Annotated in this window: 16 protein-coding genes; 6 read left to right on the top strand and 10 right to left on the bottom strand. The window is 71.4% G+C overall.

Going from position 1 to position 18,418, the window contains the following annotated elements; all coding sequences use genetic code 11:
* Position 1: 1 nt before the first annotated feature.
* The gene (gene xdhC / locus ACFVXJ_RS01780; protein ID WP_389658562.1) at positions 2 to 811 is read left to right on the top strand and encodes a xanthine dehydrogenase accessory protein XdhC; all 810 of its coding nucleotides are present in this window, start codon (positions 2 to 4) and stop codon (positions 809 to 811) included.
* Between the two features lie 86 nt (positions 812 to 897).
* Here xdhC and ACFVXJ_RS01775 read toward each other — a convergent pair whose 3' ends face one another.
* From ACFVXJ_RS01775 to sigJ, 8 genes are all read right to left on the bottom strand, one after another.
* Entirely contained in the window at positions 898 to 2,112 is a 1,215-nt protein-coding gene (locus ACFVXJ_RS01775; RefSeq protein ID WP_389656964.1) for a glycosyltransferase, read from the bottom strand.
* On the bottom strand, positions 2,109 to 2,909 hold the full coding sequence (locus ACFVXJ_RS01770; protein ID WP_389656961.1) for a MerR family transcriptional regulator: 801 nt from the start codon (positions 2,907 to 2,909) through the stop codon (positions 2,109 to 2,111). The genes ACFVXJ_RS01775 and ACFVXJ_RS01770 overlap by 4 nt, the downstream gene beginning before the upstream one ends.
* Positions 2,910 to 3,158: 249 nt before the next feature.
* Complete coding sequence (locus ACFVXJ_RS01765) at positions 3,159 to 3,662, bottom strand: DinB family protein (protein WP_389656958.1); 504 nt, start codon at positions 3,660 to 3,662, stop codon at positions 3,159 to 3,161.
* A 119-nt stretch (positions 3,663 to 3,781) separates the two neighbouring features.
* Complete coding sequence (locus ACFVXJ_RS01760; RefSeq protein ID WP_389656955.1) at positions 3,782 to 4,405, bottom strand: NAD(P)H-dependent oxidoreductase; 624 nt, start codon at positions 4,403 to 4,405, stop codon at positions 3,782 to 3,784.
* 833 nt (positions 4,406 to 5,238) lie between these two features.
* Positions 5,239 to 6,411, bottom strand: a complete 1,173-nt coding sequence (locus ACFVXJ_RS01755; protein WP_389656952.1) for a glycosyltransferase — start codon at positions 6,409 to 6,411, stop codon at positions 5,239 to 5,241.
* A 75-nt stretch (positions 6,412 to 6,486) separates the two neighbouring features.
* On the bottom strand, positions 6,487 to 6,882 hold the full coding sequence (locus tag ACFVXJ_RS01750) for an EF-Tu/IF-2/RF-3 family GTPase (RefSeq protein ID WP_389656949.1): 396 nt from the start codon (positions 6,880 to 6,882) through the stop codon (positions 6,487 to 6,489).
* A gap of 28 nt (positions 6,883 to 6,910) precedes the next feature.
* The gene (locus tag ACFVXJ_RS01745; RefSeq protein ID WP_389656947.1) at positions 6,911 to 7,975 is read right to left on the bottom strand and encodes a sodium:calcium antiporter; all 1,065 of its coding nucleotides are present in this window, start codon (positions 7,973 to 7,975) and stop codon (positions 6,911 to 6,913) included.
* An 85-nt stretch (positions 7,976 to 8,060) separates the two neighbouring features.
* The gene (gene sigJ, locus ACFVXJ_RS01740) at positions 8,061 to 9,008 is read right to left on the bottom strand and encodes an RNA polymerase sigma factor SigJ (RefSeq protein ID WP_389656944.1); all 948 of its coding nucleotides are present in this window, start codon (positions 9,006 to 9,008) and stop codon (positions 8,061 to 8,063) included.
* Between the two features lie 100 nt (positions 9,009 to 9,108).
* Here sigJ and ACFVXJ_RS01735 point away from each other — a divergent pair, with 100 nt between their 5' ends.
* The gene (locus tag ACFVXJ_RS01735) at positions 9,109 to 9,471 is read left to right on the top strand and encodes a hypothetical protein (protein WP_389656942.1); all 363 of its coding nucleotides are present in this window, start codon (positions 9,109 to 9,111) and stop codon (positions 9,469 to 9,471) included.
* A gap of 123 nt (positions 9,472 to 9,594) precedes the next feature.
* On the opposite strand, the gene ACFVXJ_RS01730 is transcribed toward ACFVXJ_RS01735, so the two are convergent.
* Positions 9,595 to 10,494, bottom strand: a complete 900-nt coding sequence (locus ACFVXJ_RS01730; RefSeq protein ID WP_389656939.1) for an NUDIX domain-containing protein — start codon at positions 10,492 to 10,494, stop codon at positions 9,595 to 9,597.
* Between the two features lie 197 nt (positions 10,495 to 10,691).
* Here ACFVXJ_RS01730 and ACFVXJ_RS01725 point away from each other — a divergent pair, with 197 nt between their 5' ends.
* From ACFVXJ_RS01725 to ACFVXJ_RS01715, 3 genes are all read left to right on the top strand, one after another.
* Positions 10,692 to 11,747: an aldo/keto reductase gene (locus ACFVXJ_RS01725; protein WP_389656936.1), complete on the top strand. Its 1,056-nt coding sequence runs from the start codon at positions 10,692 to 10,694 to the stop codon at positions 11,745 to 11,747.
* A gap of 1,181 nt (positions 11,748 to 12,928) precedes the next feature.
* Positions 12,929 to 15,010, top strand: a complete 2,082-nt coding sequence (locus ACFVXJ_RS01720) for a SpoIIE family protein phosphatase (RefSeq protein ID WP_389656933.1) — start codon at positions 12,929 to 12,931, stop codon at positions 15,008 to 15,010.
* Positions 15,011 to 15,100: 90 nt separating this feature from the next.
* Entirely contained in the window at positions 15,101 to 15,436 is a 336-nt protein-coding gene (locus ACFVXJ_RS01715; protein WP_389656930.1) for a YnfA family protein, read from the top strand.
* 28 nt (positions 15,437 to 15,464) lie between these two features.
* Here the strand turns inward: ACFVXJ_RS01715 and ACFVXJ_RS01710 are convergent, their stop codons facing one another.
* Positions 15,465 to 16,475: a polysaccharide deacetylase family protein gene (locus ACFVXJ_RS01710; RefSeq protein ID WP_389656927.1), complete on the bottom strand. Its 1,011-nt coding sequence runs from the start codon at positions 16,473 to 16,475 to the stop codon at positions 15,465 to 15,467.
* A gap of 204 nt (positions 16,476 to 16,679) precedes the next feature.
* Between ACFVXJ_RS01710 and ACFVXJ_RS01705 the strand changes: the two genes are divergently transcribed.
* Entirely contained in the window at positions 16,680 to 18,308 is a 1,629-nt protein-coding gene (locus ACFVXJ_RS01705) for a putative glycoside hydrolase (protein WP_389656924.1), read from the top strand.
* Positions 18,309 to 18,418: the final 110 nt, after the last annotated feature.

Raw genomic sequence — 18,418 nt, 5'->3', positions numbered from 1 at the left:
CATGACATGGGTGGCCGCGGTCGCGCGGTTGCGAGCACGCCGGGAACCCGGCGTGCTGGTGACCGTCGCGACCGTGCGCGGCCACGCGCCCCGCAGGGCCGGTGCCAAACTCGTCGTGGGACGCACCGAGACGTGGGGTTCCATCGGCGGCGGCAACATCGAGGCCGTCGCCATCGACCGGGGCCGCGAGTTGATCGGCAAGCCCGACGCCGAGCCGGAGCTGATGGAGTTCGCCCTCAACGACAAGGTCAGCAACCGACACGGCGTGCAGTGCTGCGGCGGAGCCGTCACCGTACTGCTCGAACCGTTGCCGATCGTCCCCACGGTGGCGATCTTCGGGGTCGGACACGTCGGGTTGGAGCTGGCACGCATCCTCGCCCGCCACAACCTCGATCTGTACCTGGTCGACACCCGCTCCGACATGCTCACCGACGAACGTCTCGACGTGCTCGCGGACGCGGTGGCGCAGGTCCACGTGCGCCACGTACCGCTGCTTCCGGAGGAGGTGCTCGCGGAGCTGGCGCCCGGTACCCACGTCCTGATCATGACCCATGATCACGCCGAGGACGCCGCGCTGTGCGACGCGGCCTTGCGCACCCCCGACCTCGGCTCGATCGGACTGATCGGCTCGTCCGCCAAGTGGACGCGGTTCCGGCACCGGCTGGCCACCGAGGGCGGCCACGACGCCGCCACCATCGACCGGATCAAGACGCCGATCGGGATTCCCGAGATCACCGGCAAGGAACCCGCCACGATCGCGGTGAGCGTCGCGGCGGACCTGCTCCGGGCGGTGGAACAGGACCGCCGCTGAGCGGTCCGTACGCGGCCCGGGGCGCGGCGGTCGTCGGTTGACGGTTGGCCGACCACCGCCCGTCGCGCTTCCCCGCATCGTCACCGTCATCCGTCGCCGAGCCGCCGGATGGCCTTGAGTACCCGGCCTGCTCCATCCTCGGTCGCCAGGTGCCGGGCCGCGCTCGCGGCGGCTCGTGTGAATGCCCGTTCCTTCACCACTTGGTCGAGTGCGTCGGCGAGCCGGTCGGCGGTGAGGGCCCGGAAGGGGATCGGTTCGGTGGCCGCCCCGAGGGCGGCAAGTCGGCCCGCCCAGAACGGCTGGTCCGCGGTCACGGGTACGGTGACCGCGGGCGCCGCGGCGCGCAGCGCGGCGGCGGAGGTCCCGGCCCCGGCATGGTGGACCACCGCGGCCAGCCGCGGGAACAGGAGGGCGTGCGGAACGGCACCGATGGTCAACACGTCGTCGCCGGCGGCTGCCAGCCCGGCGCCACCGGCCTGAAGAATGCCGCGCAGCCCGGCCCGGCGCAGGGCGCGCACGGCGATCTCGCTCAACCGTTCCCCCTCACCCGCCGCCATGCTCCCGAAGCCGATGAAGACGGGCCGAGGTCCGGCACCGAGGAAGTCCTCCACCTCCACGGGCAGCCGTTCGACGGAGTCGTGATGGGGCCACCAGTTGCCCACGACCTCCAGTCCGGGACGCCAGTCGGACGGGCGCGGCACCAGCGCCGTGCTGAAGCCGTACAAGACGGGCCAGTTCACCTCCTCCTGTCGTCGGCGCATCGCGGAGGCCGACACCGGCGGCAACCCGAGGCGCCGGCGCAGTTTTCCCACCGCGTCCTCGTAGACCCGGTCGGCCATGCGGAGGGCGAAGCGGCCGGCCGCGCGGTTGCCGAGCCGGCCCAGTGAGCGGGAGCCCGTGACGACCGGTGGGAAGTCGCCGGTCGGGGCGGTGGGCTGGAGGTACACACCGAGGCTCGGTAGGCCCGTGGCCTCGGCGAGGTGCCAGCCGAGTGGGGCCGTCGTGGTCGACAGGAGGAGCAGATCCGCACCCGCCGCCGTCGCATCGGCGAGCCCCTGGCCCAGTTCGGAGATGAACGCGCCTGCGGTACGCATCAGTTCGCGCTTGCCCGGGGCGCCGCCGCGCACCCGAGCGTCGGCGGGGAGACTACGGAACTCCAGTCCTGCCTCGCGTAAGAGGGGTGCGAAGGCGTCCGCGGTGGCGACGGCCACGTCGTAGCCGGCCCGGCGCAGCGCGACGCCCAGGCCCGTGTAGGGCGCGACGTCACCACGCGATCCGGCGGCGGCGATCAGAATCTTCATCGGTCCTCCTGGGATTCGGTACGGCCGCCGGTGTGGCGGCCCGCGTTGGCGTGGACCGCCTTGCACATGTAGGGGGCGAGGCCCGGGCGTTGTTGTGACGGCGGTACGACGAGGGCGAAGGCGCGCGGGTCGGCGACGAAGTCGTCCGCGATGCGCCGGTGCATGTCCGGCGGGCAGGAGGTGAACCAGCGTGCGATGTGCAGACGGTGTTCTTCGGCGAGGTCCATGGCCCGCTCACCGTCGCTCGGCTCGCCCTGGTCGAAGGCCGCCAGCAGCTCCGCACGCCAGGCGGTCGCCCGGCCCATGAGCTGCCGCCAATCCTCCTTGGTATGGGCAGCCGCGCGCGCCATCGCCTCGCGATGTCCCGCCGAGTGCGCCCACTTCAGCTCGGCCTGGGTGGCGTAACTGAGGTCGAAGGTGATCTCACCGAAGACCTCGAAGCGTTCCTGAGGACTCAGGGACACCCCGGTCTGCTGGACCTCGATGGCCCGTTCCGCCACCTCGGCCAACTGCCGCAGTCTGGCGATCTCCGCACTCAACTGCCGCTGCCGGGCGCGCAGGTGCTCCAGGGCGTTCGCTTCCGGATCGCGCAGGATCGCGGCGATCTCCTCAAGGGAGAACCCGAGCTCGCGATAGAAGAGGATCTGCTGGAGACGAGCCAGGTCGGCTTCGCCGTAGAGCCGGTAACCGGCGTGACTGCGACCAGTGGGCGAGAGCAACCCCGCCTTGTCGTAGTGATGCAGGGTACGCACCGTCACCCCGGCGAAATCCGCGACCTGCCCCACGGAGTAGCTCATCCACCTGCCCTTTCGTCGGCATAAGCCTCAAGCCTGACGTAGGGGGAGGGGCAACTCGCCCTCGCGTGCCTTGCCTCGTACGGGTTCCCGGTCACCGGCCACCGGCCACCGGTGGCGCGGCGGCGCGGTGGCGGCCTGGGGCGTGGCCTCTCCGGCATACGACGCGGGCGACTGCGTGAGCGGCACCATGCCGAAGCTTCCCTCGACGGCTCCGCCGGCCGGGCCTGCATCGGGGCCGGCCCGGCGGGGCTACTCCCCGACCCGCCCGTCGATCGCTTCCCGCAGGAGATCCGCGTGTCCGTTGTGCCGGGCGTACTCCTCGATCATGTGAGTGAGCACATAGCGGAGCGAGATGGTCTCGTCCCTGAATTCCACCGACTCGTCGAGGGACCGGAAGGTGCTCGCCACAGCGCGCGAAGCCTCGCATGCCTCGCGCCACAACGCGAAAGCCTCGTCCACGTCGGCGCCGTCCACCCGCCACTCGCCGAACCCACCGTCCGACCGCGGCCACACGGCGCTGACCGGCTTCCCACCCATAACCATTTGGAACCAGCTGCGCTCGACCTCCGCCGCATGCCGGACAAGGCCCAGGAGGGACAGACCTGACGTCGGCACTGCCTTCCGCCTCAACTGGTCGCCGGCCAAGCCCTCGCACTTCATGGCCAAGGTGGCGCGCTGGTAGTCCAGGAACGCGGTCAGGGAGTCGCGGTCGTCGGCTGTCTTGGACGGGTGTTCCCGGCGGTCTTCGCTCATCAGACGATCATGACAGCGCGGCCGGTGGCCCGGACAACCCAGTTGGCGTGCGACTGCGTGCCGCAGGCCATGACGTGGCACCGGTCACCCATGAACGGTTTTCGGCAAGCGGTCACGGCTCATGGGGTCGGTTTCCGGCCCCTGCCGGTCGACCCGAGCAGCGCGGCGGCTTCCCGGCGTGCTTTGTCCAGCCACCCCGCGCGCGTCGCGTCGTCCGAGTCGGTGACCGTACGGAACACGACCCTCCGTATGTCGGCGGCTCCCACGTACGGCAGGACGCAAGCCGACCAGATGCTGTGCAGCGGGTCGCCGAACTCGCTCTCCTCCCGGTCCGCCGGAGTGTCCGAGGTGTTCAGGACAAGAGCCCTGCCCGCTTTCAGGAGCCCCACGGGTTCGCCCTCGGCGGTGCCGAGTTTGTAGGCGACGCCGGGGACGAGCACGCGCTGCACCCAACCGACGAGAACAGCGGGCGGCATGCCCCACCAGTTCGGGTGGACGAACACCATGGCGTCAAGGGTCGCCACCTCCTCCTGGTGGAGCGCCACCTGAGCGTCATGGGCCCGTGACGCCGACTGGACCGTCCCCGTCTCCGCGGCGGAGAGCTGCGGTGCGAATCCTTCGGCGTACAGGTCGTGCGCCAGCACCCGGCACCCTCGCCCGAGCAGTTCCCCCACGACCGCGTCGAACACGGCGTGGTTGAAACTCCCCGGCCGCGGGTGTGCGAGATACACCCCTACACGCATGGTGCGTCCCCCGTCGATACGAGCCGTTCTTGGCGGATCCGCCACCGGCTGATCGTCAATTATCCGTGAGCCGGTCCGCACAGGCATGCGGTCCGGCGATCTGATCCACCCCGTGCGGGCCCTGCGCACGCGGCTGCACGTGCTGGGCGCGACGGGGCTGCCCCGGATCATCCCCCACGAGGACGCGGGCTCGGTGCTCCACGATGACGGCTATGGGAAGCTGCTCCTGGTGCCTCGCGCCGAGGTGAAGGACGCCGAAGTATGGTCCTTGACACGGATGACGCCACGATGTCACGGGGGAGGGGCTGATTTTCGTGGACGACGCGACCAGCGAGGCCGGCCGGGCTTTCCTTCGGACGGTGGAGAAGGGGCAGGTCCGCCGGGGAGTGGTGTCTTCCCTGGCTGCACACCGCCTCTTCCCGCAACCGCCAGGGATGCCGTTCGCCGAAGAACTCGACGCGGTATGGCGATACGAGTGGCGCCGGGACGGCCGCTGAACTCCCGGCCAAGGCCGATCAGGCGGGTGACGACGGCAGGCCGTGGGCACCCGAGCGCACAGCGCGCGCCGCAACTCGGGCCGCAGCTCGGGGCTGCCGGTGGAGCTCGTCCGTCGCCTCGCCGCTGATCCCGACCACAGGCTGCGCCGCGTGATGGCGACCCATCCCCGGCTTCCGGCGGCGGGCTTGACGCGGTTGGTGGCCGATCCGTCGGGATCGGTCGTGATCACCGCGGCCGGCAACCCCGACCTGCCACTCGCGGATATGGACCGGCTCCTCGCACGGGCAGGCTTGCGACACCGGCGTCCCGTAACGGCGGCCGGTCGCCCGTGGCGGTCAGTCGTTCGCCGCGGCCAGGAGCACGTCCACCAGCCGTTCCGCGGCGTCCGGCCTCCCGTACGAGCGGGCCCGCTCCGCCATCGCCACCCGCCGAGCGGGGTCGGTGAGCAGTGGGCCCATCACCTCCCGCAGGCTCTGCGCGGTGACCTCACCGAGCAGGGCGACCGCCGCTCCCGCGTCGGCCAGGTGCCGCGCGTTGTGCGCCTGCTCATTGCCCGCAGACGTGGCGAGCGGTACGAACACGGCCGGCTTCCCCAGAGCGGTCAACTCGGCCAACGTCCCGGCGCCGCTGCGCGAGAGCACCACATCGGCCAGCGCGAGCACGTCGGGCAGCTCCGGCCCGACGAAGCCGGTGAGGTGGTAGCGCCCGGCGAGGACCGGGTCCAAAGCCGCGGCGGCGCCCCGGAGTTCGTCCACGTTCGCCGGACCGCACTGGTGGATGACGTTGGCATGGCTCAGCAGCCACGGCAGCGTGTCCCGCACGACGCCGTTGATCTGCTGGGCACCCTGGGCGCCGCCGGTGACGTAGACCGTCGGCAGCCGCCGGTCGAATCCGTGCAGGGCCAGCGCCCCGATCGCCTTGTCCGGGTGACCGGCCAGGACTTCCGGCCGCACCGGGTTCCCCGTGACGACCGCACGATCCCGCACCTCGGCGGGCAGCAGGGCGAGCGACGACTCGGAGGACACCGCGATCCGTGTGGCCGAGCCGGCGAGCTTGCGGTTGGCCAGGCCCAACCGGACCGTCTGCTCGTGCAGTACGAGCGGCCGCCGGCACAGTCGCGCGGCCAAGCCGGCAGGGACCGCGACGTAGCCGCCGGTCGCGAGCACGACATGCGGCCGGAACTCGGAAACGATCGCCCGGGCCTGGGCCACACCGAGCGGCACCCGCGCCATGTCCTTCACGTTCGCGGCGGACAGCATCTTCAGTGGGTTGGAAGAGCGACGGATCTTTCCCGTCGTCACCGTCTTGAACGCGATCCCCTCCGCCGGGGCGACCCGCGCCTCAAGACCGTCCGCCGTACCGATCCACAGAACGTCCAACATGCTGCCGGAAGCCGCGAGCCGGCTCTGGAGCGCACGGACCGCGGTCAGCGCCGGATAGGTATGACCGCCCGTCCCTCCGCCCGTCACAAGCAGCCGGAAGGAACGCGGGAGCGAAGAAGTATCCACCCGGCCACCCTACTGTGCAGACCCGACGACGGACCGCGGGCGGTGGCTCAGTCGGCGCGGCCGGTGCGGTGAGACTCAGGGCACGAGGCGGGTCACGGTCCCAGAGCCGGTGCGCACCTCCGCACCGCCCTGCTCCTCCGAGAACAGGGCGAGGTCCGCGCCGAAGGCGGCGTGAGCGCCGATCGAGCCCGGGGCCGCGAGTACCTGCCCCCGTGCGACCGCCCCCGCCTCCGTACCCGGAAGCAGTAGCCCTACGTTCATACCAGCGACCGCCTCGCCATGGCTTACCCGGTATCCGTCGACACCGGCGACGCGAATGATCGAGCCGCCGCCGAAACCGACGGTCTCCACCTCGTCGGCCGCGCGCACCCGCCCGCGCTCGATCCGGCCGGTCGCTCGGACCACCCGGCCCTGGTTCAGCAGGAAGACATCCTCGACGACCATCAGGAACGGCTTCTCCGCAGCATCCATCGATCCGCCTTCGGTTCCGTCGGCCCGGTCAGCCTCCGATCGTGGCCAGGCCGATGACCCCGAACAGGTAGATGGCGAGGACGGCGACGCTGTCCGCACCCATGCGGAGGAACTGGCGGCGGGGCCGGAAGACCAGGCCGGCGACGTACACCGCGGTCAGCACGATACCCAGGGCCGTCAGATAGATGTCGGTGTGGTGCGCGGACGGAAGGACCGGTTCGCCGGAGATGACCGTGGCGAGCAGGAACAGGACGGGCAGGAAGGCATTGCCGCCGAAGATGTCGCTGATCGCGAGTTGGTAGTCGCCCAGCCGTGTCGACGTCAGGCCGGTGCTGATCTCGGGCAGGGAGGTCGCCGCGGCGAGCACGGTCGCGCCGAACAGGATCCCGCTGAGCCCTTGGCGGGTGAAGAACTCCTCGCCGCTGCGCTCGATGACGACGCCCGCGACCAGCGTCGCCAGGGCCGCGAGGGAGAAGACGAGGGCGGCGCGGGCGGTGCTGACGCCCTTGTCGCCGGCGGCCTTCTCCTTCTTGCCCCGGGAGTGGCCGCGCGGTTCGGGCTGACTGTCCGGGGCGTCGCCGCCCTCACGCCAGGGCAGTCCCTTGCCGGCTCGGTTCAGCAGGATCAGACCGACGATCCACAGGACGGCGATGGCCACCGACGCCGGGTCGAGACGGGCGAGGACAAGGTCGGGGGAGAGCTGGGAGCCCATGACGACGACCGCCAGGATCACGATGACCAGTACGCCCTCGAGGACCAGGACGAGACTGGCCGCCAACCGTGTCAGGGGGGCGCGGGGACGTACTCCCGCCGCGTCCAGTACGACCAGGACCACGGTCTGGAGCGCGATGCCGCCCAGGATGTTGCCCACCGCCACGTCCAGTTCGCCGGCCACGGCGGCACTGGCCGTGATGGCGATTTCCGGCAGGTTGGTGGCGATCGCCAGCAGGATCAGTCCGCCCATGGCGGAACCCAGGTGCAGCCGCTCGGCGAGCACGTCGGTGGTGTCCGACAGCTTGATGCCGGCTACCCAGATCACCCCCGCACTCGCCAGGAACAGTACCAACAGCACAGGTGAGCTCAGAGATCCCATGGCGTTCCGACTACCCCGACTATGTGATGACAGTCCCCGCCGGTCGCGGCTCCCGTCACGTGCCCGGCAGGGTCCCTCGCCGGCGTCACCGGCACCCTACCCACGGCCGCAGCTTCTCCGGATTGCGGACCGCCCAGATGCGGGTGACGCGGCCGTCGGTGACCTCGAACGACGCCACGGTCATCACGGTGCCCGCGCGTTGGGCCACCAGACCCGGTACACCGTTGACCGACCGTTCCAGGAGTTCGAGCCCCGGAGCCTTGTCGGCGATCGCGACCATGTACTGGGCGATGCGCGCACCACCTTCCACCGGGCGCAGGGCGGCACCGACCATGCCGCCGCCGTCGACGGTCAGCACGGCGGCCGGGTCGAGGAGGTCGACGAGGGCCGCGATGTCCTTGCTCTCCCATGCCGCTTTGACACGTCGTACGGCGTCCGCTTGCCCGGTCGCCGTCGCCGTCGCCGTCGGCGCTGCAGTCGCCGCCGCCGTGGCCGGATCCCGCGCGACGCGCACCCGCCGCCGGGCTGAGGCCGCGAGTTGCTTGCAGGCCGCCGGCGTCCGGCCGAGGACCTCCGCGATTTCGGCGAAGGGGTACCCGAAGACGTCGTGCAGCACGAGAGCCACCCGCTCGGCGGGTGTCATCGTCTCCAGGACGACGAGGAAGGCCATGGTCACCGATTCGTCCAAGACCATTTGGTCGGCGGGGTCGGTGCCGGGCCCGCGGTCCCATTCGACGTGGTCGGGCAGCGGATCGGGCAACCAGGCGCCGACGTAGCGTTCACGCCGCACGCGCGCCGAGCCCAGCACGTCCAGGCAGATGCGGGCGGTCACCGTCGTCAGCCACGCCCCGGGGGACCTGATCTCGTCCTGCCGACTTCGTGGCAGTGCGTACCAGCGCGCGTAGGCGTCCTGCACGGCGTCCTCGGACTCGGCCAGCGAACCGAGCAACCGGTAGGCCACGTTGATCAGTCGGGGCCGCTCGCCGGCTATTCCACCGGCTGTCTCATCGGTGCTCGTCCCGGCCGTCCCCATACTCCGTGCGCCCCCTCGCCTTACCTTTCGGCCGCCCACTTCGTCGGGCTGGTGAGACCTTGTCGAGCTACTGCCCCCGGGCGGAAAAGAGGACCGCGGCATGGCAATCCAGGCGACGGCACAGCGCCGCTTCTCGTTCCTGCGGATCGCGATCGCCCTGCAGACGCTGACCATCTTCCTCCAAGCGGTCTCCGCAGGACTGCTGTTGACCACGTCCTATGGAGAGACGCTGCACGGTGTCGGAGCCCGTGTGATGTACGGGGCGTCGATGCTGTACGTGCTCGCGGCGGTGCTGGCGTGGAAGCCGGGCGGCGGCTCGCCCCGGCCCGTCTGGCAGGCGTCCGGCTTCCTCGTCCTCGCCTCGATCCAGGTCGTGCTGGGCATCGCACACATACCGTCGGTCCATCTCCCCCTGGGAGTGCTGATGTTCGGACTGAGCGTGCTGGCATGGGCAAGGCGCTGACGCCCGACGCCGGGTCGGTCGGCGGATATCTATCGATACCTGTCGCTCCGGTCGCTCCGGTCGCTCCGGCCGCCGCCCGGCGCCGCGGCCGGGGGGCGTCTACTGGTCGGGCACGATCTCGGGTCACACCCAGCCGAGCTCCGTGTAGAGCCGTCCCGCCTGGATGCCCTCGATGGCGGCCCTGGCGTACGGGACGATCCGCTCCGGGAGGGAATCGGTCGGCCACCAGCCCCAGGACGCGCACCGGTCGGGCTCGCGCACCTCGGGGGTGCCCTGCCACCGCCGGGCGCGGAAGACCAACTGCATCCGCGGCTGCCCGTTCGGCTCGTCCACGCAGTGCACGACGTGGACCAGTTCCACGTCGCGCGGGTCGACGGCCAGACCGGCCTCCTCCGCCGCCTCCCTCACCAGGCAGCTCACAGCCGATTCCTGCTCGCAGTGGCCGGCGAGGAAGTGGTGGATGGACCCCGCGAACGCGGAGTCGGGGTGCCGCAGTCCGAGCAGTACCTCGCCGTCCCGCTCCAGATAGAGGTGCACACCGACGACGTTGAGGCGTGCCCGGCCGCTCGACTCCGCCTGCCGCGCGGGCAGGACGGGGCGGGCGGGGGCAGGGGTCCGGGACCGGTGGAGGTCGATGACTTCCTTCGTCCACGGGCACATCGTCAGGTACGGGATGGTGGCGGCGTCGAAGTGGCGGAACATGATCCCTTCGGGGCACGGCAACGCGTCGGCATCGCCGTCCCAGGCGCCCAGGTAGACCCTGATACGGCCCTTCGTGCCGTCCGGGCCGCGGCAGTCGACGACCGTGAACTCCTCCAGCGGCACGGCCAGCCCGGTCTCCTCCAGCAGCTCCCGCTCGACCGTCCGTTGTGACGACTCCGTTCCCTCGCGGTCCCCACCCGGGATGCTCCATGTCCCCGGGTCGCAAATCCTCTTGTTCGCGTCGCGCAGGTGCAGCAGGTACCTGCCGCGCGAGTCGACCAGCAGCGCGGCGGTTCCGCGCGGTTCGTCGGGAAGGGTCATCGCAGGCTCCTCATGGGTGGTGGGCGGGAGACTTCGGCGGGCGAGGTGACGGGCGGCGCGCGGTCGCGGTCGGTGAAGCCGGTCTCGACCAGGCACTTGATCTAGAGCCGACTCCAGATCCTAGGCTCACCGCTGCCGGGTCGACGCGACAGACGTCCGACCCGTTCCCATCCATCCATCTGTCAGGAGGATTCCCCATGCGCTATCGCGTCCTCGGCGGCACGGGCATCGAAGTGAGCGCCTACTGCCTGGGAACCATGATGTTCGGCACGGTCGGCAACCCCGACCACGACGACTGCGCCCGCATCATCCACACCGCCCTCGACCAAGGCATCAACTTCGTCGACACGGCGGACATGTACTCGGCCGGTGAATCCGAGGAGATCGTCGGCAAGGCCCTGCAGAGCGCCGGGAACCGCGACGACGTCGTGCTCGCCACCAAGGTGCACTTCCCGATGGGCGAAGGCCGCAATCGGGGTGGCAACTCGCGGCGCTGGATCGTGCGCGAGGTGGAGGAGAGCCTGCGGCGGCTGAGGACGGACCGGATCGACCTCTACCAGGTCCACCGGCCCGACCACACCACCGACATCGAGGAGACCCTCTCGGTACTCGGCGACCTCGTCCGGGCCGGCAAGATCCGCGCCTTCGGCTGCTCGACGTTTCCCGCCGAACACCTCGTAGAGGCCCACCATGTCGCCGAGCGGCGAGGGCTGCCGCGCTTCCGCACCGAGCAACCGCCGTACTCGCTGCTCGCCCGAGGAGTCGAGCGGGACGTGCTGCCGGCCGTACAGCGGCTGGGCATGGGCGCGCTCACCTGGAGCCCGCTGGCCTCGGGGTTCCTCACCGGCCGTTACCGCAAGGGCCTCCCGATCGACCTCGGCACCGGCCGGGCGGCCCTCACCCCGGCCCGCTTCGACCCCACCCTGCCCACCACCGCGGCCAAGCTCGACGCGGTCGAGGAACTGGTCGCGATCGCCGAGGACCTCGGCCGTACCCTGCCCGAACTGGCCGTCGCCTTCCCGCTGGCGCACCCCGCCGTCACCTCGGTGATCATCGGGCCGCGCACCGGGGAGCAGCTCGCGGCCGCCCTCAAGGGAGCCGACCTGGTCCTGGACGACGCCACCCTCGACCGGATCGACGCCGTCGTCGCGCCGGGCACCAACCTCTACCACCCCGACGGCGTCTGGCAGCCGCCGGCACTGACCGACCCGGCCCTGCGCCGCCGGCTGACGCAGCAACGCTCGGCGGCGTAGACGGCGCTCTTCGACGGTCCGGTGTCTCGCCGCCCTGGCACACTTGCGGCGTGCGCGTCGCGGCGGGCGGTGCCCCTCAGAAGGAGCGGTCTCAGTGTCCCGATGGATCGTCCCTGGCCATACCTGTCCATGGTGTCAACGAGACACAGTGTGATGCGCGGACCCTCGCGGAGTTCGACGGGAGCGCGGAGGAGGCGGAGTCGACCCTCATAGGGCGGCGAGCACGTACGAGCACAAGCTCCGGAAGGTGCGCCGGCGAGAGGTCTTCCAGTGCTCCAGCCGCTCCTACTACATCCGCATCCAGGGACGCATGGCGACGTACGGCCTCCTGATCCAGCTTGCCGAGTTGGTCCACGACAGTGCGAAGGCACCCCTCCCGCCGTCAGGCCGAAGCGCTCCACCAGGGATGGAGTGACGGCGGAAGCCGCGGCTCACCCCGGGATGCGGGTCGCTGACGGCGGGGCGGCGAGGTGGGCGACGTGGGCGAGGAACCGACTGGCTCGCCCCGGGCACGGCCGCTTTTTCGGCTTCCGTCCCACACTCCGGGCCGGTCGCGCCGTCAAGCCCGTCACTCTGCGGCACGACGCGGGCACCGTCGCCGAGCGTGGTGGCCCAGGGCACCGGGTGGCGGTAGGGCCGCGCGCCGTCCAACCGCTGCGCGCCATCGGTGCCCATCCGATCGTCGCAGTCGACCCCACCCCCGCGCCCGTCGTCGCCGCGCACTCGACCCCGGCGTCGACCTGGCACTGGATCCGGCCGACCCGACCCTGCGCGAACGGGTCCTGGCAGCCACCGCCGGCCGCGCACTCGACGCCGCGTTCGACTTCGCCGGGGCCGCGGCCGGACGACTGCCCCGCCGCTGCCCGGCACGCCGCCGACCCCATGGCCGACCACATGGCCGACCACGGCGGCCGCCCCGACCGGCTCGCGCCGATCGGCTCGCCGTGGCCGGCGGCAGCGCCGGCGGAAACCTGGCTGCCGTCGTCGCCCCCGCCTTCGAGCCGCTCGCCCAGCTCAAAAGGCGCCTCGTCTGAGCAGGGCCTCATATGAGCGGCGGCTCGTCCGACCCGCCCCGGGGGTCCACCCAGCAGGTACCGGCGACCGATGTGGCGCAGCATGAAAGGGAGCCCTACGCCGGCGGGCGGCCCGAGCGGTCTCCGTGGAGGAAGGAGCCGTCACCGATGGGAACACCCGAGCCGCTCCCAGCGGCGCAGCCGGACCACCAGACCGGGGCGACGCCGCCGGGAGGTCTGCTCGACCTGCTCAGCGTGGCCGCGATCGTGCTGGACACGCGCGGGCGGATCGTGTTCTGGAGTCCGCAGGCCGACGAGGTGTTCGGCTACACCGCCGAAGAGGCCCTGGGCAAGTACGCGGCCGACCTCTTCGTCCACAAAGAACACCGGGATCTGGTGATCAAGCTGTTCGCCGAGGTGATGGGCACCGGCGCGAGGTGGGCCGGTGCCTTCCCCATCCGGTCCAAGGACGGCAGCACCCGTCTGGTGGAGTTCCGCAACATGCGGTTGCTGGACGACCTCGGCGACGTATACGCCCTGGGCATCGCCGCCAACCACAGCACCCTGCAGCGGGTGGAGACGGAGCTGGCCCTCTCGGAGCGCCTGGTGACGCAGTCACCCATCGGGATCGCCCTCCTGGACGCCGACCTGCGCTACCTGCTGGTCAACCCGGCCCTGGAACGCATCAACGGCCTCGCCTCCGCCGACCACATCGGGCGGCATCCGCACGACATCCTGCCGTCCCTCGACACCGACACCATCGAGTCCGCGCTGCGCCAGGTGCTGATCACCGGCACGCCGCTGCTCGACCAGTACACCGTCGGGCGCACACCCGCCGACCCGGGACACGAACACGCCTGGTCGGTGTCGTACTACCGCCTCGAAGGACCGCGCGGCCGGCTGATCGGGGTGGCGAACTCCGTCGTCGACGTCAGCGAACGCCACCACGCCGCGACCGCCGCCGACCGGGCCCGCCGCCGCCTCACGCTGATCGCCGACGCCTCCGCACGGGTCGGCACCACCCTGGACGTGGAGAAGACCGCCCGAGAACTCGCCCAGGTCGCCGTCCCCGATCTGGCCGACGTGGCAGCGGTGGACGTCCTGGACGCGGTCCTGGCCTTCCGCCGCACCGCGGACCACGACGAGGGGCCCGAGGTGTTCCGCGCGCTCGCCGTGGCCGCCGCCCACCCCACCGAGGCCACCGCCGCCGGCCGGGTCGGCGACCTGTCCGCCTACGGGGCCGACCGGCTGATCACCCAGTGCGTCCACACCGGCCAACCGGTGCTCGTCGCCCACGTAGGCGAAGAAGACCTCCTGCGCATCGCCCGCGACACCGATGCGGCGGCCTCCCTCGCACGGGCCGACGTCCACTCCTACCTCGCCGTGCCACTGATCGCCCACAACGAGGTCCTCGGCGCATTCGACCTGCTGCGCACGCGCAATCCGCTGCCCTTCGACGAAGACGACGTGATCCTCGCCGGGGAACTGGCGGCTCGGGCCGCCGTCGCCATCGACAACGCCCGCTGGCACCAAAGCGTCCGCAACGCCGCCGAGACCCTCCAGCGAAGCCTCCTGCCCGGCCACCCGCCCGAGGTCCACGGCCTCGACCTCGCCTCGCTCTACCAGCCCGCCCAGGCCTCCAGTGAGGTCGGGGGCGACTGGTACGACGTCATCCCCCTCTCCGGTGACAAGACCGCCCTCGTCGTCGGCGACGTCATGGGCAACGGCATCGACGCCGCCGCCACGATGGGCCGGCTCCGCACCGCCACCAACGCCTTCGCCGATCTCGACCTGGCGCCCGACCAGGTCTTGCAACACCTCGACAAGATTACCCAAGGGCTGGAGCACTACATCGCCACCTGCATCTACGCCGTCTACGATCCCCACGACCACCGTTGCCAGATCGCGAACGCCGGCCACCTCCCGCCCGCCCTCGTCCCGGCCGGCCACCGGCCCCGACTGCTCGACGTGCCCACCGGCGCCCCCCTGGGCGTCGGCGGCATCTCCTTCCGCACCACCGAATTCGACCTCAACCCCGGCGACCGGCTCGTCCTCTACACCGACGGCCTCGTGGAAACCCGCCACCACCCCATCGACGAGCGCCTGGGCGTCCTGCTCCGAGCCCTCGACGAATCCCGCCGGCCGCTGGAGACGACCTGCCAGTGGCTCGTGCAGGAACTGCGGCATCCGGACGACCACGACGACGTCGCCATCCTCATCGCGCAGGCCACACCCCTGCCCCCCTCCTGACGCGTGTCGGGAAGCGGCCCACGGCCCCGCCCGGTACGGATGGCGGGCAGGGAAGATCACCCGCGTCGGCCGCCGGTAGAGTCCGCCGGTATGACCGTCGCCCGCTCCGTCGCCCTGTTCGTCGTCGCCGCCCTGTTCGAGATCGGCGGCGCCTGGTTGGTGTGGCAGGGCATCCGTGAACACAGGGGCTGGGCCTGGGTCGGCGCCGGCGTCGTCGCGCTCGGCCTGTACGGGGTGGTCGCCACGTTCCAGTCCGACGACCACTTCGGCCGGATCCTCGCCGCCTACGGCGGGATCTTCGTCGCCGGCTCCATCGCCTGGGGCGTGGTCGCCGACGGCTACCGCCCCGACCGCTACGACGTCATCGGCGCGCTGGTCTGTCTCGCGGGCATGGCCGTGATCATGTACGCGCCCCGCGGGAACTGACCGCGTACGGGTCCACCCGCACCACGCGTCAGTACGGTCGAGCCAGCTTCGCGAAGGCCGGGGACAGCTCGTTCCGCGAGGCGCTCGGGAAGGCGACGGTATTCGGGTCGCCATCGGAGACGTAACGGTTCTTCCCGGCGGCGAGCTTGTCCAGCCAGCGCGACGAACCGAACTCGGCGTCCTCGTCCTTCGGTCCCGCCGAGCGGATCCGGGGGATCGCGTCGGGGGTGAACGCCTTCGCGAACGGTGAGAGCGACGGGTTGGCCCCCACCAGGTACACCCCGTCGTAGCGGTAACCCGTTCCCCGTGCCGCGACCGTCGCCGGCTCGGGCATCGCACCGAAGGGCAGGGCGAGCGAGGTGACCCGCGTCCCCGGCACGGCCTTCTCGATCGCCTGCTGGCCGGCGGAGATCGCCCGCATGGCGCCCGCCTGGTCGAGCGAGCGCAGGTTCTCGTGGCGGTCGGTGTGGTTGGCTACCTCGTGCCCGTGCTCCTTCAACCAGGTCAGGGCCTTGGCGGAGCCGGTGGCCGAAAAGGCGTCCGCGTTGACGAAGAAGGTCGCCACCGGCTTGAACGCGGGGTACTTCTTCGCCGTCTCCGCCAAGATGGCGACGGCGGTGTCCGGTGCGGGTGTGCCGTCCGGGTTCAGGCGCACCTGACTGTTGGTCGAGTCGTCGAACGTCAGGACTACCGGGTGGGTGCCCGCCGGGATGTCGATGCGGCCCGTCTGGAAGTCCCGGGCGGTCACCGGTACGTAGTCCTCCCGGGCGAGGCGCTCCAACTCGGCCCGGAAATCGGCCGGGGTCCGGTCGTAGACGCTCGCCGGCTTCTGGGTGAGCTGGTGGTACATCAGCACCGGTACCTGACCGAGTTCGTTGGCGCCGACCTCCGCCGGCGCCTTCGCGGCGACGGGGCTGACCGCGGCCGGTGAGGCGGCGGCGCGGTGTTCCCCGGCGGCCGGGGACGACCCCGTGGAACAGCCGGAGGCGAGCAGGGCGGCGCCGGCCAGGGCGCCGAGCGGGACGAGCGGGTGGCGCATGGGAAGCCCCTCCGAAGCGGATGTGTCGCGCCATGTCTACCGGCGACGGGAGCCCGCATACCGCACCGTCCCCCGCATGGCGTAGCCGCCACGCCGGGACCGAACGCCGCCGTTCGTGTGAAATACGGTCATAACGAGGCGAATGGCACATCGTGCGGCAATGAATGGAGGCAGCAGCATCCGGCCCACGGCACGAAGGACGTCATGATGTCCCCTACACGCATATCGCGCTCCGTCCCCTCCCTCCGACTCCGCCGCCCGGCCCGCCGGGGCACCCTCATAGCGACGACCGGGGCGCTCGCACTGGCCGGAGCCGGCGTCGGAGCCTGGACGTTCCTCGCGCCCGGTCCGAGCATCCAGGGTCTGGGCGACGGCGCCGTCCTCGACGCGCGCAAGGCCGCACAGGTCAGCGCCTACCTCGCCGCCGACGAGGCCGGCGGCAGGGACAAGCTGCGCGCCACCCTGGACGGCGCGGCGCTCCCCGTCACAGCCGAGGGCGCCCGCCTCAAACTGGCCTTCCCACACCTCAAGGAGGGCCGGCACACGCTCGTGGTGGCGGGCGACAGCAGTCTCCCCTTCGCCTCGTACCGTGAGGTCGTGGGCTTCAGTGTGGACGCCACCGCTCCCAAGCTGAAGGTGGCCGACCCCGAGATCAAGAACGTCGCCGCCCCCGTGACCATCACCGGAAACGCCTCCACCGACGCCGAGGTGACCGTCAACGGCAAGAAGGTCCCCCTCGACAAGGCCGGCGCCTTCAAGGTCACCGTGCCCAAGGGCACACCGGTCGTCAAGGTCACCGCGGTGGACCGCGCCGGTAACACCACCACCAAGGACGTGTCCGCCCGGGGCCGCCGCCCCATGATCCGGGCCGCGCACATCACCGCGATCGGCTGGGGCGACGACACGCTGCGCGGCGGCGTTCTGGCCCTGGTCCGCAGCGGCAAGCTCAACGCCGTCGAGTTGGACGTCAAGGACGAGGACGGCGAGGTCGGGTACGCGTCCCAGGTACCGCTGGCCCGTCAGATCGGCGCAGCCAAGGGCTACTACGACGCCCGCAAGGCGATCGCCGAGCTGCATGCCGCCGGCGCCCAGGTCATCGGCCGCATCGTGGCCTTCCGCGACCCCAAGCTCGCCTCGGCCTCCTGGAAGTCCGGCAAGCGCGACCAGCTCGTGCTGACTCCCGGGGGAGAGCCCTACGACGGCGGCCACTACGGCGCCCTGTCCTTCACCAACTTCGCCAACGCGGCGGTCCGCAAGTACAACCAGGACCTCGCCGTCGAAGCGGCGACGCTCGGCTTCGACGACATCCTCTACGACTACGTGCGCCGCCCGGACGGCCCGCTGACGCACATGCGCTTCCCGGGCATCGGAACCGCCACGCCCGAGCAGTCCATCACCTCGTTCGTCGCCGAAACCCGGACCGCGCTGCGTCCGCAGGCCAAGTACCTCGGCGTCTCGGTCTTCGGCATCGCCGCCACCCGGCCCACCGAGATCGCCCAGGACATCCCCGCCCTGGTCAAGGTCACCGACTACATCGCCCCGATGGTCTACCCGTCCCACTGGGGGCCGGGAGAGTACGGCGTCGCGCAGCCCGACACCGCCCCGTACGCGATCGTCCAGCGTTCGCTCGCGGACTTCGCCCGCCAGGCGAAGGGCACGCAGACCGAGATCGTCCCGTGGCTCCAGGACTTCTCGATGGGGAGCACCTACGGGCCCGCCGAGGTGGCCGAACAGATCAAGGCCGCCGCGGCCAACAAGATGAACTCCTTCATCCTGTGGAACGCCGGTGCCCGCTACCAGGGCGCGGCGCTCCAACAGATCGCCAAGCACTGACCACCCCCGGCGCGGGGGGGGGCCCCCCGGCGCCCCCCCCCCCCCCCCCCCCCCCGCGCCCCCCCCCCCCCCGGGGCGGTCCGGGCGGGGCGGGGGTCGGGCGGGGCCCC

The organism is Streptomyces sp. NPDC058279, from assembly GCF_042881255.1.
Lineage (GTDB): Bacteria > Actinomycetota > Actinomycetes > Streptomycetales > Streptomycetaceae > Streptomyces.
Note: the sequence above shows the minus strand (reverse complement) of the source record. Positions and strands in the feature narration are given on the sequence as shown.

Bases quoted from the DNA above. Each gene is read 5' to 3' on its own strand.
- ACFVXJ_RS01725 (WP_389656936.1), top strand. From the start codon at position 10,692: ATGCGCTATCGCGTCCTCGGCGGCACGGGCATCGAAGTGAGCGCCTAC.
- xdhC (WP_389658562.1), top strand. From the start codon at position 2: ATGACATGGGTGGCCGCGGTCGCGCGGTTGCGAGCACGCCGGGAACCC.
- ACFVXJ_RS01745 (WP_389656947.1), bottom strand. From the start codon at position 7,975: ATGGGATCTCTGAGCTCACCTGTGCTGTTGGTACTGTTCCTGGCGAGT.
- ACFVXJ_RS01720 (WP_389656933.1), top strand. From the start codon at position 12,929: ATGGGAACACCCGAGCCGCTCCCAGCGGCGCAGCCGGACCACCAGACC.
- ACFVXJ_RS01770 (WP_389656961.1), bottom strand. From the start codon at position 2,909: ATGAGCTACTCCGTGGGGCAGGTCGCGGATTTCGCCGGGGTGACGGTG.
- ACFVXJ_RS01710 (WP_389656927.1), bottom strand. From the start codon at position 16,475: ATGCGCCACCCGCTCGTCCCGCTCGGCGCCCTGGCCGGCGCCGCCCTG.
- ACFVXJ_RS01735 (WP_389656942.1), top strand. From the start codon at position 9,109: ATGGCAATCCAGGCGACGGCACAGCGCCGCTTCTCGTTCCTGCGGATC.
- ACFVXJ_RS01760 (WP_389656955.1), bottom strand. From the start codon at position 4,405: ATGCGTGTAGGGGTGTATCTCGCACACCCGCGGCCGGGGAGTTTCAAC.
- ACFVXJ_RS01775 (WP_389656964.1), bottom strand. From the start codon at position 2,112: ATGAAGATTCTGATCGCCGCCGCCGGATCGCGTGGTGACGTCGCGCCC.
- ACFVXJ_RS01715 (WP_389656930.1), top strand. From the start codon at position 15,101: ATGACCGTCGCCCGCTCCGTCGCCCTGTTCGTCGTCGCCGCCCTGTTC.
- ACFVXJ_RS01730 (WP_389656939.1), bottom strand. From the start codon at position 10,494: ATGACCCTTCCCGACGAACCGCGCGGAACCGCCGCGCTGCTGGTCGAC.
- ACFVXJ_RS01705 (WP_389656924.1), top strand. From the start codon at position 16,680: ATGATGTCCCCTACACGCATATCGCGCTCCGTCCCCTCCCTCCGACTC.
- sigJ (WP_389656944.1), bottom strand. From the start codon at position 9,008: ATGGGGACGGCCGGGACGAGCACCGATGAGACAGCCGGTGGAATAGCC.
- ACFVXJ_RS01765 (WP_389656958.1), bottom strand. From the start codon at position 3,662: ATGAGCGAAGACCGCCGGGAACACCCGTCCAAGACAGCCGACGACCGC.
- ACFVXJ_RS01750 (WP_389656949.1), bottom strand. From the start codon at position 6,882: ATGGATGCTGCGGAGAAGCCGTTCCTGATGGTCGTCGAGGATGTCTTC.